The 14,852-nt window shown below is 53.1% G+C and carries 14 protein-coding genes and 1 pseudogene; 7 read left to right on the top strand and 8 right to left on the bottom strand.

Annotation, left to right across the window (positions count from 1 at the left end):
* Window positions 1-241: 241 nt before the first annotated feature.
* Window positions 242-1,378, bottom strand: a complete 1,137-nt coding sequence (gene dnaJ / locus HMPREF1028_RS12150; protein WP_003769239.1) for a molecular chaperone DnaJ — start codon at window positions 1,376-1,378, stop codon at window positions 242-244.
* A 326-nt stretch (window positions 1,379-1,704) separates the two neighbouring features.
* On the opposite strand from dnaJ, the gene leuS reads away from it, so the two are divergent.
* The 4 genes from leuS (at window position 1,705) to HMPREF1028_RS12130 (ending at window position 6,678) form a co-directional block, all read left to right on the top strand.
* Window positions 1,705-4,335, top strand: coding sequence for a leucine--tRNA ligase (gene leuS, locus HMPREF1028_RS12145; protein WP_036529753.1), 2,631 nt, complete (start codon window positions 1,705-1,707; stop codon window positions 4,333-4,335).
* 177 nt (window positions 4,336-4,512) lie between these two features.
* Window positions 4,513-5,325, top strand: a complete 813-nt coding sequence (locus HMPREF1028_RS12140; RefSeq protein ID WP_009313080.1) for a Dam family site-specific DNA-(adenine-N6)-methyltransferase — start codon at window positions 4,513-4,515, stop codon at window positions 5,323-5,325.
* On the top strand, window positions 5,318-6,127 hold the full coding sequence (locus tag HMPREF1028_RS12135; protein ID WP_009313078.1) for a site-specific DNA-methyltransferase: 810 nt from the start codon (window positions 5,318-5,320) through the stop codon (window positions 6,125-6,127). Before HMPREF1028_RS12140 ends, HMPREF1028_RS12135 begins: the two co-directional genes overlap by 8 nt.
* The gene (locus tag HMPREF1028_RS12130) at window positions 6,124-6,678 is read left to right on the top strand and encodes a hypothetical protein (protein ID WP_009313076.1); all 555 of its coding nucleotides are present in this window, start codon (window positions 6,124-6,126) and stop codon (window positions 6,676-6,678) included. Before HMPREF1028_RS12135 ends, HMPREF1028_RS12130 begins: the two co-directional genes overlap by 4 nt.
* Window positions 6,679-7,074: 396 nt before the next feature.
* Here HMPREF1028_RS12130 and argJ read toward each other — a convergent pair whose 3' ends face one another.
* The 6 genes from argJ to HMPREF1028_RS12105 form a co-directional block, all read right to left on the bottom strand.
* Window positions 7,075-8,295, bottom strand: coding sequence for a bifunctional glutamate N-acetyltransferase/amino-acid acetyltransferase ArgJ (gene argJ / locus HMPREF1028_RS12125; RefSeq protein ID WP_009313074.1), 1,221 nt, complete (start codon window positions 8,293-8,295; stop codon window positions 7,075-7,077).
* A gap of 83 nt (window positions 8,296-8,378) precedes the next feature.
* A complete protein-coding gene (locus HMPREF1028_RS12120) occupies window positions 8,379-9,080 on the bottom strand; it encodes an LrgB family protein (RefSeq protein ID WP_009313072.1) in 702 nt (233 codons plus the stop codon).
* Window positions 9,080-9,424, bottom strand: coding sequence for a CidA/LrgA family protein (locus tag HMPREF1028_RS12115; protein WP_009313070.1), 345 nt, complete (start codon window positions 9,422-9,424; stop codon window positions 9,080-9,082). Before HMPREF1028_RS12115 ends, HMPREF1028_RS12120 begins: the two co-directional genes overlap by 1 nt.
* 104 nt (window positions 9,425-9,528) lie before the next feature.
* A complete protein-coding gene (locus tag HMPREF1028_RS14965; RefSeq protein ID WP_156798174.1) occupies window positions 9,529-9,669 on the bottom strand; it encodes a hypothetical protein in 141 nt (46 codons plus the stop codon).
* Between the two features lie 37 nt (window positions 9,670-9,706).
* Entirely contained in the window at window positions 9,707-9,925 is a 219-nt protein-coding gene (locus tag HMPREF1028_RS12110; protein ID WP_036529748.1) for a hypothetical protein, read from the bottom strand.
* Window positions 9,926-9,943: 18 nt separating this feature from the next.
* On the bottom strand, window positions 9,944-10,576 hold the full coding sequence (locus HMPREF1028_RS12105) for a C40 family peptidase (protein ID WP_009313066.1): 633 nt from the start codon (window positions 10,574-10,576) through the stop codon (window positions 9,944-9,946).
* Window positions 10,577-10,746: 170 nt separating this feature from the next.
* On the opposite strand from HMPREF1028_RS12105, the gene HMPREF1028_RS12100 reads away from it, so the two are divergent.
* Complete coding sequence (locus tag HMPREF1028_RS12100) at window positions 10,747-12,390, top strand: AarF/UbiB family protein (RefSeq protein WP_009313064.1); 1,644 nt, start codon at window positions 10,747-10,749, stop codon at window positions 12,388-12,390.
* 75 nt (window positions 12,391-12,465) lie between these two features.
* Here HMPREF1028_RS12100 and trpC read toward each other — a convergent pair whose 3' ends face one another.
* Entirely contained in the window at window positions 12,466-13,248 is a 783-nt protein-coding gene (trpC, locus tag HMPREF1028_RS12095) for an indole-3-glycerol phosphate synthase TrpC (protein WP_009313062.1), read from the bottom strand.
* 317 nt (window positions 13,249-13,565) lie between these two features.
* Between trpC and HMPREF1028_RS12090 the strand changes: the two genes are divergently transcribed.
* Together HMPREF1028_RS12090 and HMPREF1028_RS15225 are read left to right on the top strand one after the other, a co-directional pair.
* Window positions 13,566-14,153: a YdcF family protein gene (locus HMPREF1028_RS12090; RefSeq protein WP_009313060.1), complete on the top strand. Its 588-nt coding sequence runs from the start codon at window positions 13,566-13,568 to the stop codon at window positions 14,151-14,153.
* A gap of 268 nt (window positions 14,154-14,421) precedes the next feature.
* A pseudogene (locus HMPREF1028_RS15225) lies at window positions 14,422-14,852 on the top strand (sulfate ABC transporter substrate-binding protein); the annotation flags it as partial.

Here is a 14,852-nt window from a genome sequence, read left to right as displayed (position 1 = left end):
GTGTTGAAGACGGAGTGTTTCTATAATGCAGGTGAATTGACGGTAGATGAATTGATGAAGCAGATAGATGACTATATGGATTACTACAACCGGGAGCGTTGCAGTTTGAAATTGAAAAAGCTGAGTCCTGTCGCATACAGAACCCAGCTTGCACAGAGCGCCTGAATAGGCTTTTATGAGTGTCCAAGATTTGGGGGCCAGTTCAGCTTTCAGACGACCTTTTACTGTTTTCAAATCCGAATCAGTCAAACAGTTCACCCACTTTGTCCCAGAACGATTTTTTGCGCGGGGTTTGGCTGCGGTCGAGACCGGTGGAGATTTTCTCGAACTCTTCCAGCAACTCTTTCTGGCGGTCGGTCAGGTTGACCGGCGTTTCCACCACAACGTGGCAGTACAAATCGCCCGTCGCGCTGGAACGCAGGGATTTGATGCCTTTGCCTTTGACGCGCATGCGGCGGCCGGTTTGCGTTTCTTTCGGAATGTTCAGTTTGACTTTGCCGTCCAAGGTCGGAACTTCGACTTCGCCGCCCAGGGCTGCGACGGCGAAACTGATGGGCAGCTCGCAATGCAAATCTAAGCCGTTGCGCTCGAAGATTTTGTGTTCTTTGACGCGGACGTTGACGTACAAATCGCCTGCGGGCGCGCCGTGCGTACCCGGTTCGCCTTCGCCGCTCAAGCGGATGCGTTGACCGTCGTCGATGCCGGCGGGAATATTGACCTCAACGGTTTTGCTGGTTTTGGTGCGGCCTTCGCCACGGCATTTGACGCACGGATCTTTGATTTCCTTGCCTGTGCCGTGGCAGGTCGGACAGGTCTGCTGCATTTGGAAAATAGCTTGGCGGACGTGTACCGTACCGGAACCGTGACAGGTCGAACAAGTCGATGCGGACGTGCCGGGTTTTGCGCCGCTGCCGTGGCAGACATCGCATTCTTCGTAGGTCGGGATGTTGATGCGTTTTTTGATGCCTTTGGCGGCATCTTCCAGCGTGATTTCCACGCCGACCTGCAAATCCGCGCCTTGATAGTTTGGCTGACGGCCACCGCCCCCGCCTCCGCCGAACATTTGGCTGAAAATGTCGGAAAAGTCGAAGCCCTGCGCGCCGCCGAATCCGCCAAAACCGCCGAATCCTCCTGCGCCGCCGCCCATGCCTTGCTCAAACGCGGCATGGCCGTATTGGTCATACATGGCGCGTTTTTCTTTGTCGGACAAGGTGTCGTAGGCTTTTTGAACTTCTTTAAATTTTTCTTCCGCTTCTTTGTCGCCGGGATTGCGGTCGGGGTGGTATTTCATCGCCAGCTTGCGGTAGGCTTTTTTGATTTCGTCGTCGCTCGCACCGCGCGCCACGCCGAGTGTTGCATAAAAATCTTGGTTGCTCATGATAGTAATGGTTGTTGATATGTGTAAAAACTAGACCGGATATATGGGTGGGGTGGGGAAAACTCAAGTGTCTGAATGCGGGGTCGTCTGAAAAATACCGTTCTGTTTTCAGACGACCTTTGTCAAACCGACCTACCGACAACCTGCTATAATCCCTCTTTTATTTTTCTCAGGGCGGACGGGCGATTCGAAACGGGCCGGATTTTGGCACAGAAATGTCAGATTCAAGGCAAAAACCGCAGAAGGCGGCAACTTATGGAACAAAATACCGCCGTTATCGAATCGTCAGCCCGCCCTCACATTTTCAAGCGAAAAACAGAATGACCATGCAAGAACATTACCAGCCCGCCGCCATCGAGCCTGCGGCGCAGAAAAAATGGGATGACGCCCGTATTTTCAACGTCTCCGAAGACGCTTCCAAACCCAAATACTACTGCCTCTCTATGTTCCCCTATCCCAGCGGCAAGCTGCACATGGGGCATGTGCGCAACTACACCATCGGCGACGTATTGAGCCGCTTCAAACTCTTAAACGGCTTCAACGTCATGCAGCCTATGGGTTGGGACGCGTTCGGCATGCCTGCGGAAAACGCGGCGATGAAAAACAACGTCGCCCCCGCCGCTTGGACGTACGACAACATCGAATACATGAAAACCCAGCTCAAAAGCCTGGGTTTTGCGATTGACTGGGAACGCGAAGTCGCCACCTGCAAACCCGAATACTACCGCTGGGAGCAATGGCTGTTTACCAAGCTGTTTGAAAAAGGCATCGTCTATCGCAAAAATGGCACGGTAAACTGGGACCCGGTCGACCAAACCGTCCTTGCCAACGAGCAAGTCATCGACGGACGCGGCTGGCGTTCGGGCGCGTTGATCGAAAAACGCGAAATCCCGATGTATTACTTCAAAATCACGGATTACGCCGAAGAGCTGCTCAACGATTTGGACAAGCTGGAACACTGGCCGGAACAAGTCAAAACCATGCAGCGCAACTGGATCGGCAAATCACGCGGTATGACCGTGCGCTTCGCCGTTTCAGACGACAGCAAACAAGGCTTGGAAGGCGATTACGCGAAATTCCTGCAAGTTTATACCACCCGTCCCGACACGTTGATGGGCGCGACTTATGTCGCCGTTGCCGCCGAGCATCCGCTGGCAACCGCCGCAGCCGCCGACAAACCCGAATTGCAGGCATTTATCGCCGAATGCAAAGCCGGCTCGGTTGCCGAAGCCGACATGGCGACGATGGAGAAAAAAGGCGTGCCGACCGGCCGCTACGTCGTCAACCCGCTCAACGGCGACAAGCTGGAAGTGTGGATTGCCAACTATGTATTGTGGGGCTACGGCGACGGCGCAGTGATGGCGGTTCCGGCGCACGACGAACGCGATTTCGAGTTTGCCACCAAATACAATCTGCCGAAAAAACAAGTCATTGCCGTCGGCGACAACGCATTCGACGCAAACCAATGGCAAGAATGGTACGGCGACAAAGAAAACGGCGTATTGGTCAACAGCGGCGACTTGGACGGCATGAATTTTCAGACGGCCTTCGACGCCATCGCCGCCAAACTGCAAAGCCAAGACGCAGGCGAACCGAAAACCCAATACCGCCTGCGCGACTGGGGTATTTCGCGCCAGCGCTACTGGGGCTGCCCGATTCCCATCGTCCATTGCGAAAAATGCGGCGACGTACCCGTCCCAGCCGACCAATTGCCCGTCGTCCTGCCTGAAAACGTCGTACCCGACGGCATGGGTTCGCCGCTGGCAAAAATGCCCGAGTTTTACGAAACCACCTGCCCATGCTGCGGCGGCGCGGCGAAACGCGAAACCGACACCATGGACACCTTCATGGAATCGAGCTGGTATTTCTTCCGCTACATGTCGCCCAAGTTCGCAGAAGGCATGGTATCGACTGAAGCTGCGAAATATTGGGGCGCGGTCGACCAATACATCGGCGGTATCGAACACGCGATTCTGCACCTCTTGTACGCGCGCTTCTTCACCAAACTGATGCGCGACGAAGGTTTAGTCAGCGTGGACGAACCGTTCGAACGCCTGCTCACGCAAGGCATGGTCGTTTGTGAAACCTACTACCGCGAAAACACCAACGGCAGCAAAGACTGGATCAACCCTGCCGATGTCGAGCTGACTTTCGACGACAAAGGCCGCCCCGTTTCCGCCGTCCTCAAAGCCGACGGACTGCCCGTCGTCATCAGCGGCACGGAAAAAATGTCCAAGTCCAAAAATAACGGCGTCGATCCGCAAGAACTGATTAACGCCTACGGCGCGGACACCGCCCGCCTGTTCATGATGTTCGCCGCACCGCCCGAACAGTCCCTCGAATGGAGCGACAGCGGCGTCGAAGGCGCGCACCGCTTCCTGCGCCGCCTGTGGCGTACCGTTTACGAATACCTGAAACAAGGCGGCGCGGTCAAAGCGTTTGCAGGCAGCCAAGACGGTTTGTCTAAAGAACTCAAAGACCTGCGCCACAAACTGCATTCCACCATCGCCAAAGTCAGCGACGACTACGGCCGCCGCCAGCAGTTCAACACCGCCATCGCCGCCGTGATGGAACTGCTCAACCAATACGACAAAACCGACACCGGCGGCGAACAAGGCCGCGCCGTCGCCCAAGAAGTATTGGAAACCGCCGTACGCCTGTTGTGGCCCATCGTGCCGCACATCTGCGAAACCCTGTGGAGCGAATTGAACAGCGCGAAACTGTGGGAAGCAGCCTGGCCGACAGTCGACGAAGCCGCCTTGGTCAAATCCGAAATCGAAGTGATGGTTCAAGTCAACGGCAAACTGCGTGGCAAAATCACCGTCGCCGCCGACGCCTCCAAAGCCGACCTCGAAGCCGCCGCACTCGCCACCGAAGGCGCGGTGAAATTCATGGAAGGCAAGCCTGCGAAGAAAATCATCGTCGTACCGGGCAGACTGGTGAACATCGTGGTGTAAAGCCGATTCGGCATTGATTGCTGTAATTAAAAAAGGTCGTCTGAAAACTTGGAAACAGGGTTTTCAGACGACCTTTTTAAGGTAGATTGAGTTGATAAGTCTAACAATCCATTGTATTCCTCACGATGTTTTGGCACAATTCCAAGCCAATCAACCACGCTTATACTCTGCATCCTAATGGCTTCAAAACCCTTCCTAAAATGGGCAGGCGGCAAACATAAACTTGTCCCCTTTATCGAACACAACCTCCCTTCTTCTGCACGAAAACGTCTAATTGAACCCTTTTGCGGTTCTGCCGCTTTGTCTCTTGCATTGGATTTCGAACATTATCTGCTCAATGATATTAACGCTGACGTAATCGGCTTATTCCATATCTTAAAAGAAGAAAAGTCCGTATTCATCGACTATGCCCGCTCTTTCTTTAATTCCGACAACAATAACGATTCAAAATTTTATGAATTGCGGGAACAATTCAACTCTAGCAAAAATCTGCACGAACGTTCCGCTCTATTTATCTATCTGAACCGCCATGCTTTTAACGGTTTATGCCGTTACAACAGCAAAGGGGCATTCAATGTGCCGTTCGGACGCTACAAATCGCCTTACTTTCCCCAACAAGAAATGGAAGGTTTCATTCAAAAATCTGACAGAGTTGAATTAATGTGCGGAGATTTTCAGACGACCCTATCTCTGGCAGACAATACGGATACTGTTTATTGTGATCCTCCTTATGCGCCTTTAAGCCTAACCGCTTCATTTACCACTTATGCCAAAGAAGGTTTCAATTTAGACGATCAAATCCGCCTTTCCCAGTCAGCCCAACAAATTGCACCTAACTCTCAAGGTGTTTTGATTTCAAATCATGATACTGAATTCACAAGGGATATTTATTCTTCTGCCATTCTGAAAACAGTTGAAGTACAACGCAATATCGCTGCAAAGGGCAGCAGCCGTAAAAAGGTCGGAGAATTGCTGGCAATTTATGAGTGATTTCGACAAACTGGCTGAAGAAGCCGCCATTTATCAAAACCGGTTGAAAAAAATCGTTTCAGACGACCTTGTCCTCTACAACGAAAATTCCCTTAACATCATGCGGAAGATATTGGAAAAACATCCAAACGGCTGTTTTGATATGATTTTCGCAGATCCGCCTTACTTTCTTTCCAATAACGGCTTCAGTTGTCAAAACGGACAAATGGTTTCCGTTAATAAAGGCAACTGGGATAAATCCAAAGGAATGGCGGCAGATTTGGAATTCTACGAAGAATGGCTCCGACTGTGTTACGCCTTATTAAAACCAAACGGCACAATTTGGGTTTGCGGCACATTCCATAATATCTATTTAATCGGCTACCTGATGCAAACCATCGGCTACCATATTTTGAACAATATTACTTGGGAAAAACCCAATCCTCCCCCTAATTTGTCCTGTCGTTTCTTTACCCATTCAACAGAAACAATCTTATGGGCAAAGAAAAATAAAAAAGCCAAACACACGTTTCATTATGAAACCATGAAAACACAAAACGATGGCAAACAGATGAAATGTGTTTGGACATTCCCTCCTCCAAATAAAGCCGAAAAAACATTCGGCAAACATCCGACACAAAAACCACTCGCCTTGCTTGAACGCTGCATACTGTCAGCTTCAAACATTGGAGATTTAATTTTTGACCCTTTCATGGGCAGCGGCACAACAGGAGTCGCCGCCTTAAAACATGGTCGGAAATTTTGCGGTTGCGAACTAGAAGAAGATTTTTTTGAATTAGCAAAGAAAAGGTTAGAAAAATGATTATTGGTGGAATCGGCGGTGCAAAAACACAAACAGGACTCAGATTCGAAGAACGCACAGACTTACGACAGCTGTTTGAAGAAATTCCCGGGTACGACTTAAGAAAAACAGATGATAATGCTGGTTATGAAGTTTGGTTTAATGGAGAATTGAAGGCTTATTGTTTCAAAAAATATGAGTTTTACCGATTTTTGGAAAGACCGGAATACAATATTAATTGGAAAGACCATCTGTCTAAAAGATTACTGCCCGACAATGGGTTATTTATCATCATCCGTGATACCTTATTTATCATTGAAATCAAATTTCAACAAACCCCTGGTTCCGTAGATGAGAAATTACAAACTTGCGACTTTAAGAGAAAACAATATACAAAATTGGTTCACTCTTTAGGTTGGCGGGTTGAATATGTCTATGTTTTGAATGATTGGTTTACAAAGCCAGAATATAAAGATGTTTTAGATTATATTATCTGTGTTAACTGTCACTACCAATTTAACACGATTCCCTTAAGGTGGTTTGGACTACCTGACGGTGAAATTAATGAATAAATACCATATTTAAAACACAACCAGCCGTAGCGTGGGCTTTGCCCACGGATTGTTTTTGGGAAAGCAAAGGTCGTCTGAAAGCCTGCGTACAGGTTTCAGACGACCTTTTATATTTTCGCGGGCATAGCACACGCTACCAGTTGAACACTGTTGGAAATACCGTTCTTTTTGATCGTGTTTCCCTTGATGTGGCGAAGCAAGCCGTAGCCTGAATCTCTACTAACCGCGTGCATGGCTACGCCACGCACCCTACCTGCGGACGGCACAAACTTTAAAACCGAGGTGTAGGGTGTATGCGGTATGCGCGCACGCGTTTTTTGCCGTTCTCAAACCATTGTTTCAAACTTTCAGACGACCTCAGACGTCGTCTGAAAACCCAAAACTTACAATCTGTCCTTACGAGCGGTAGTCTGCGTTGATGGAGACGTAGTCGTGCGACAGGTCGCAGGTATAGACGGTGGCGGCGGCTTGTCCGCGGTGGAGTTTGATGCGGACGGTGATTTCGTCTTTCGCCATCACTGCCTGCCCTTGTTCTTCGGTGTAGCTTGCGGCGCGGCCGCCGTTTTCGGCAACCAATACGTCGTCAAGATACATTTCGAGGGCGTCGGCATCCAAATCGGCGATGCCTGCGTAGCCGATGGCGGCGAGCAGTCTGCCGAGGTTGGGGTCGGAGGCGAAGAAGGCGGTTTTAACGAGGGGCGAGTGGGCGACGGCGTAGGCGACTTGGCGGGCTTCGTCGCGGGTTTTGGCGTTTTCGACGCGGACGGTGATGAATTTGGTCGCGCCTTCGCCGTCGCGGACGACGGCTTGGGCAAGTTCGAGGGCGAGGCTGCCGAGCAGGTCTTTGAGCTGTTTGTAGCGCGGGTCGGCGATGTTGTCGATTTCGCTTTGGCTGTTTTTGCCGGTAGCGATGATGACGAAGCTGTCGTTGGTGCTGGTGTCGCCGTCAACGGTGATGGTGTTGAAGGTTTCGTCGGCGATTTCTTGGGTCATCAGTTGGAGGACGGGTTGGGAAACTTTGGCATCGGTGGCGATGAAGGAGAGCATGGTCGCCATGTTGGGGTGGATCATGCCGGAGCCTTTGGCGATGCCGGTGGCGCGGACGGTGTGTTTTTCGCCGACGCTGCCTTCGCGCGAGGCGGATTTGGGCACGGTGTCGGTGGTCATGATGGCGCGTGCGGCATCTGCCCAGTCGGCGGGCTGCATTTTGGGCAGGGCGGCGGTGATTTTGCCGACGGGCAGGGGCTCGAGGATGACACCTGTGGAGAACGGGAGGACTTGGGAGGGTTTGCAGCCGGTTTGTTCGGCGGTGGCGGCGCAGGTTTCGATGGCGTCGATTCTGCCTTGCGCGCCTGTGCCGGCGTTGGCGTTGCCGGTGTTGATGATGATGGCGCGCACGCCGTCTTCGTCGAAGAGGTGTGATTTGGCGATGTGGACGGGGGCGGCGCAGAAGCGGTTGGTGGTAAAGACGGCACCGACGGTGTTGCCGCCGGAAAGTACCATCAGGGTGAGGTCGGCGCGGTCGGTTTGTTTGATGCCTGCGCGGGCGGTGAAGAGTTGGATGCCGTCGATGTTCAGCAGTTGGTCTGCGGTTTTTTCTGTGAGGTTGACTGCCATTTTGCTGCTCCTTTGTTTGGGGTTGCTATGGGTTTGGGTTTCAGACGACCTTTTTGGTTCATCGGGGGTCGTCTGAAAAGTGTTCAGAATCCTAATACGGGGATGATAATCGGGGCGATGGCGGCGGTCAGTACGCCGTTGAGGGTCAGCCCCAGCCCTGCGTATGCCGCCATGCGCCGGCTGCGTTCGAGCGAGGCGGCGATGCCCATGGCGTGTGAGGCGGTGCCGAGCGACATGCCGACCGACGAGGGCATGCCGACGGTGTTTTTAAGCACGGTATAACCGGCTATCTGCCCGACCAGTCCGGCGACGATGACGGTGGCGGCGGTGATGGCGGGGATGCCGCCTATGGTGCGGGTGATTTCGATGGCGATGGGGTTGGTCACGGATTTGGCGGCGAGCGAGAGGACGACTTCGCGTTCCGCGCCCAGCCATTTGGCGAAATACATGCCTGTGATGATGCCGGTCACGCTGCCGGCAAGCTGCGAGACGATGACGGGCAGCCACTGGCTGAAGATTTTTTGACGGTTTTGATAAAGCGGGACGGCAAGTGCGACGACGGCGGGCTTGAGCCAGAAGTCGATAAACTGCGCGGCATCGTGGTACACGGCGTAATCGATGTCGAGGATTTTGAGGTAGGCAATCAGGGTCACGGTGCTGATTAAGACGGGGTTGAGCAGCAGATAGCCCGTCCGCGCGCGGAGGATGAGTGCCAACGCGTAAACCGCCAGCGTCAGAAAAAGCAAAACGCTGGGCTGCTGCCACAGGGAAAGGATGTCGTCCATCAGATTTTCTCCCGTATCCATTGGTGCACTTTGCCCGTAACCAACAGGACGCACACGGTACTGGCGGCGGCGGAGACGAGTATCGACAGCCAACTGTCGGCAATCAAATCCAAATAGCTGATGACGGCAACGCAGGGCGGCACAAGGAAGAGCGTCAGGTTTGACATCAGCGCGTCGGTAAGCTGCTGCAACCACTCGGCTTTCACCCACCCCGCCTGAAGCATGGCAAACAGAATGCCCATGCCGATGATACTGCCGGGCAGCTTGATGCCCGTAAGGTAGGCGGCGGTTTCGCCGAGCGCGAGGCAGCCGAGCAGGACGAGCAAGGCGCGGATGGTGTGCATGGGTCGGGTTTCCTCTATGGTTTGCCGCTTTGCAGACGGGCGGTTTATGAATCTTTGTTAATAATTGAATCATAACGCCCTTGGGGTCGTCTGAAAAGTGTGGCTCAGCCCGAATGCAACATCGATTTGCCGTTTTCGCGCTTATCCGCATCAATCAATGATGAAACCAAACGATAAGGTCGTCTGAAAGCATCTTGCCGGCTTTCAGACGACCTTGTCGGGTTGCCGCCCATAAAAAACGGCATGGTTCAAAAGCCATGCCGTCGGATAGGGATTTTCCGCCTAGGATTTCCGGTAGGGATTTTCCACACCTTCAATCAAGGCTCGCAGGTATTCGCGCAACTGCTTCTCGCCGCACCCCATCAGAAGCGCGTCTTCGAATGCGTCTTGCGCCGCCTGATAAAGCTCGGTCATGTTCTCGGTCATGACTTTCACTTTTTCAGTGCAGGATACGATTTGCCCGTCGTCGTCATACCATTTGGGCATTTCAGGCATACTCACGTTGGTACTTTCCTAGACTTAATTGAGGAAACGGGACGGATCGTTTTTCTTCACGCGGCGGGCGAAGGCGTATTTGGCATTCCAGTATTTGTTGCTGAGGCTGGTGACTTCAATACGTTTGCCGGTACGCGGCGCGTGGATGAAACGGTTGTTGCCAATGTAGAGGCCGACGTGGGAGATTCTGCCGCGACCCATCGTGCGGAAGAACACCATGTCGCCCGGCTGCAATTCGCTACGCGATACGCCGACACCCATTTTTGCCTGTGCGGCGGAAGTGCGCGGGAGGTTTACGCCCATCGAGCGTTTGAAGATGTGCTGCATAAAGCCGCTGCAGTCGAAACCTGTGGACGCGGATGTGCCGCCGTAGCGGTAGGCTACGCCCAAAAGCCCCATCGCGCTGCTGATGAGTTCGTCTGCATTGTCTGATGACTGTACAGAGCTTACGGGTTGGCGGGGAGCGATCGCGGCAGTGATTGCGCGTCCGGGTTGGAGGAGTGCCGGGGAAGCAGGTTGTCTTGCATCTTCAAATTGGTTTAAAACCTGCTGTCTGTTTCTGACGAACGAATCGAGATCGTCGGCGTTTGCAAAATGAATGCCGGACAGCACATAGACCGAAGCCAATAGTGCCGCCAGCCTGGATAAGGCTTTCATGTTTGACTGATTCCATTTTCAGACGACCTGTCTGCCGCCTGCTATTATGTTATTCTGTATCTGGGATATTCAGGCGATTGTATATAAAAAACAGGATGTTTGGCAAAAAAGCGTCTGTTATATTGCGTTAAAGCGTTGTTTATAAAAAATTTTGCAAAGATACCCGACCCATGATGATACCTACTCTGCTCGCTATGCGCGACTTTTCCAGAATGCGCGAAATTATTACCGTGCTGACGAAATACGGCTTGGGCGGCTTTGTGCAGCGCATCCGTTTGGGCGCGGCGGGCGGGGACGAAGTGCATCCCGACAGCCGTTATATGAGTACGCCGCGACGCTTCCGCAAAGCGTTTGAGGAGCTGGGTCCGACCTTCGTCAAACTCGGTCAGGTATTGTCCACGCGGGTCGATATTTTCGGGGCGGAGTGGATTGAAGAGTTCGAACAACTGCAAAGCAACGTCGCGCCGATACCGTCGTCTGAAATCTATACTTTGGTCAAAGCCTATCTGGGCAAACCCGTTTCCGAAGTGTTCCGCAGCATAGACCCGAAACCCGCAGGCAGCGCGTCGGTGGCACAGGTACACCGTGCCGAACTTTTAGACGGAACCGCCGTCGCCGTCAAAGTCAAACGCCCCGACATCGAGCCGGTCATTCAGGCGGATCTGCGGATTTTGAACCATCTCGCCAGACTGATGGAATCCGAAATCCCCGAAGTGCGCCGTTACCAGCCCGTATTGATGGTCGCCTATTTTGCCAAGAGTCTGGCGAAAGAAACCGATTTATCGGTGGAGCTGCGCTATATGCAGCGCTTCGGTCAGACCTTTTCAGACGACCCTTTGGTCCGCATCCCAGCCGTCTATCCCGACATTTCCAACCGGCACATCCTCGTACAAGACTACATCGGCGGCACGCTCCTGAAAGACGCCGACCTCGACACCATGCCCCACACCTTGCGCAACGGGCTTGCCGGACGGATTACCGACACCCTCTTCACCATGATGCTGCGGCAAGGCTTTTTCCATGCCGACCCCCATCCGGGCAACATCTTCATCAACGACAACGGCGGCATCACCTTCATCGACTTCGGGCTGGTCGGACACCTCGGCAACACCCGCCGCCGCGAAATCCTCAACCTCATCAACGCCCTGACCAACAACGACGCACTGCTCATCCAATACGTCCTCAGCGACTGGGCGCAGGGCGATTTGCCCGACGAAAACCTGCTCGGCGCAGACGTCTTGGAAATGCTGCTCAACTACGAACACACGCCCATCCGCGACCTGCGCGTCAGCCAAGTCATCAACGACATCACCTCCATCATGCGCCGCCACGGGCTGACCCTGCCCGGCGACCTCGTGATGCTCTTCAAAACCCTCATCACCCTCGAAGGCGTCGTCAAACGGCTCGACGGCAGTATCGAACTGCTCGAACGCGCCAAACCCATCACCGAAGCCGCCGTCAAAGAACAAGCCTCCGCCGCCCACATTGCCCGCAACGCCAAAACGCAACTGCGCACCCTGTTGCAAATGGCGGAGTCGCTGCCGCAAGACTTCTTCAGGCTGACCAGAATGCTGCAAAAAGGCAAATTCGGCATCACCCTAGACCTCAAGCAGTCAGACCGCATCAGCCATCAAATCGACAGCGCCGCCAACCGCCTGACCATGGGCATCGTCACCGCCGCCCTGATTATCGGTTCGTCCATCGTCATGAGTATAGAAACCGGCCCCAAGTTTATCGGCTTCGTCGGCTACCTTATCGCCTTCGCCAACAGCCTGTGGATTATCTGGTCGGTGTGGCGGTCGGGGAAACACTAAACTGCCTGCTTCCGAAGCAGACCGCCTCAAAAGCAGGCAAGATATTGTGTGCCTTACACGCCTTACGGCACGGTATTAAAACAACTTACGCACTTCGGCTTCGATATCCGCCGCCCGCATAAAGGTTTCGCCGATTAAGAACGTATGCACGCCGTGACCGCGCATAAAGTCCACATCGTCTTTGTTTCGGATACCGCTTTCCGTGACGACCGTTTTGCCCGACAGATCGGGAAGCAGGTCTAAAGTCTGCTGGAGCGTGACTTCAAAAGTCCGCAGATTACGGTTGTTCACACCCCAAAGCGGCGTGGTCATGTTACGGCATTTTTCCAATTCGGATTGGTCGTGCAATTCCAGCAGCACGGTCATGCCCAAATCGTGGGCAACGGCTTCAAAATGCGTCAACTGCGCGGCATCCAAGGCCGCCGCAATCAATAAAATCGCATCAGCGCCCCATGTGCGCGCCTGATAAATCTGATAGTCGTCGATGATGAAATCTTTGCGCAACACCGGCAGGCTGACCGCCGAACGCGCCTGTTTCAAATACTCGGGCGAACCTTGGAAATACACTTCGTCAGTCAACACAGACAAACACGCCGCCCCCGCGCGTTCATAAGCGCACGCAATATCCGCAGGGTGAAAATCAGGCCGTATCAGCCCTTTGCTGGGACTGGCTTTTTTGATTTCCGCGATAATGGCAGGCAAGTTTTGGGCGTGTTTATTGCGGATGGAAGCAAAAAAGTCACGCACTGGCTCGGCATCGCGCAACTGCGCTTTGACTTCCGCAAGCGGTGCTGCCGCTTTTTGCGCGACAACTTCTTGTGCCTTGGTAGCAAGGATTTTATTGAGGATATCGGTCATAAATGGCTTTCGATCAATACATGGTGGAACAACGCAAAACAGCAGGCAACCCTATGCCGCCGCTTTTTGCGCCCTTCCATACCGTAAAGGGAAAAACGGTTTATCTTAACATTTACGAGGTCGTCTGAAAAACAGAAGATGGTTTCAGACGACCTCACCGCGATGACAACACAACATACCCTCCCCGCCCGCAACCGAAATCTACCGCCCATCCCGTCTCGCCGGTCAGACAATCCGCGTATGCTATGATGTTTCACTGCCGCGCCATCCAACCGATATCCCGCCGCACATACCCAACACACCCAAAGGAATCATTTATGAAAAGATGGATAATATGGGGCTTCCTCCCGCTTCTCCTCATGTGGGCGACCAGCGTGGCTTGGCTGCATTACCAAGCCGTCCAAGCAGAAAAAGCATCCCAAAACATCAAACCTGCCGACATCGCCGTCATCTTGGGCAATTCCGTCAACAGGCGCGGCAAACCCAATCCCTGCCTGCGCTCCCGAGTGGAAGCAGGCGTCGCCCTCTACCGTCAAAACAAAGTCAGCAGGTTGCTGATGAGCGGCGGCACGGACGGCGACGGCAGCAACGAAGCGGCAGCCATGCAATCTATGGCGATAGACATGGGCATCCCGCCCGAACACATCCGCATCGAAAACAAATCGGAAAGCACCTTTGAAAACATCGCCCTGAGCGCACCACTGTTACAAGACGTATCCAACGTCATCATCGTCAGCGACGCCTTCCATCTCGCACGCGCCGAGTGGCTCGTCAACCGCCATTTGAAAGACAAAAATGTCCAATTTTACGCTTCCGATTCCTGCGGCGACTCCACGCCCAATTACCTGCGCAAGCTCTCCCGCGAAATACCCGCGTGGATTAAAGCCATGATTATGCACCGCTGAATCCTGTCCGTCCGAAGCAAATGGTTTTAGACTTGGGCAAGCAGCGTTCACAGCATAGGCATCGTCTTTATAGTGCATCATTGACAAAAGGTCGTCTGAAAACGGTATATCGAAGTTTTCAGACGACCTTTTCGTTACCCATCTCTTCAAACGCAATATCTGCAAACGCCAAGCTCCATATCGCCGCAAACGCATTTCCGTTATATCCAAAGAAGCAAACAATATTTCCCGCACGATTCTCGCCTTGTTATATTTCCCGCTCAAGTATTTGTCTGATAAGGAAAATATGATGGGACTCAAATCATGGCTGGGCATTATCTTCATCGGCGCAACGGTGTGGCTCGCCTCATGCGGACAGTCCGGCAGCGTGGCTGACAAGGGCAAACCCGAGCGTGTCGTCATGCTGAATGTATCGTACGACCCGACACGCGAGTTCTACCGCGAATACAACCCGTTTTTCCAACGCTACTGGCAAAAAACACACGGACAGGAAGCAGATATCCGCCTCTCTAACGGCGGTTCGGGCAAACAGTCGTTGACCGTACAAAACGGCTTGAAAGCCGATGTCGTGACACTTGCGCTGGCATCCGACATCGACGCACTCCATCACAACAAAGCAGGCAGGCAACTCCTATCGGCAGACTGGCAAAAAGCCCTGCCGCACAACAGCACACCCTACACTTCGACCATCGTGTTCCT

The sequence above is a fragment of the Neisseria sp. GT4A_CT1 genome (assembly GCF_000227275.1).
In the GTDB taxonomy this organism is placed as follows: Bacteria; Pseudomonadota; Gammaproteobacteria; order Burkholderiales; family Neisseriaceae; genus Neisseria.
The sequence above is the reverse complement of the archived record's forward strand: the minus strand, read 5'-3'. Positions and strand labels throughout refer to the sequence as shown.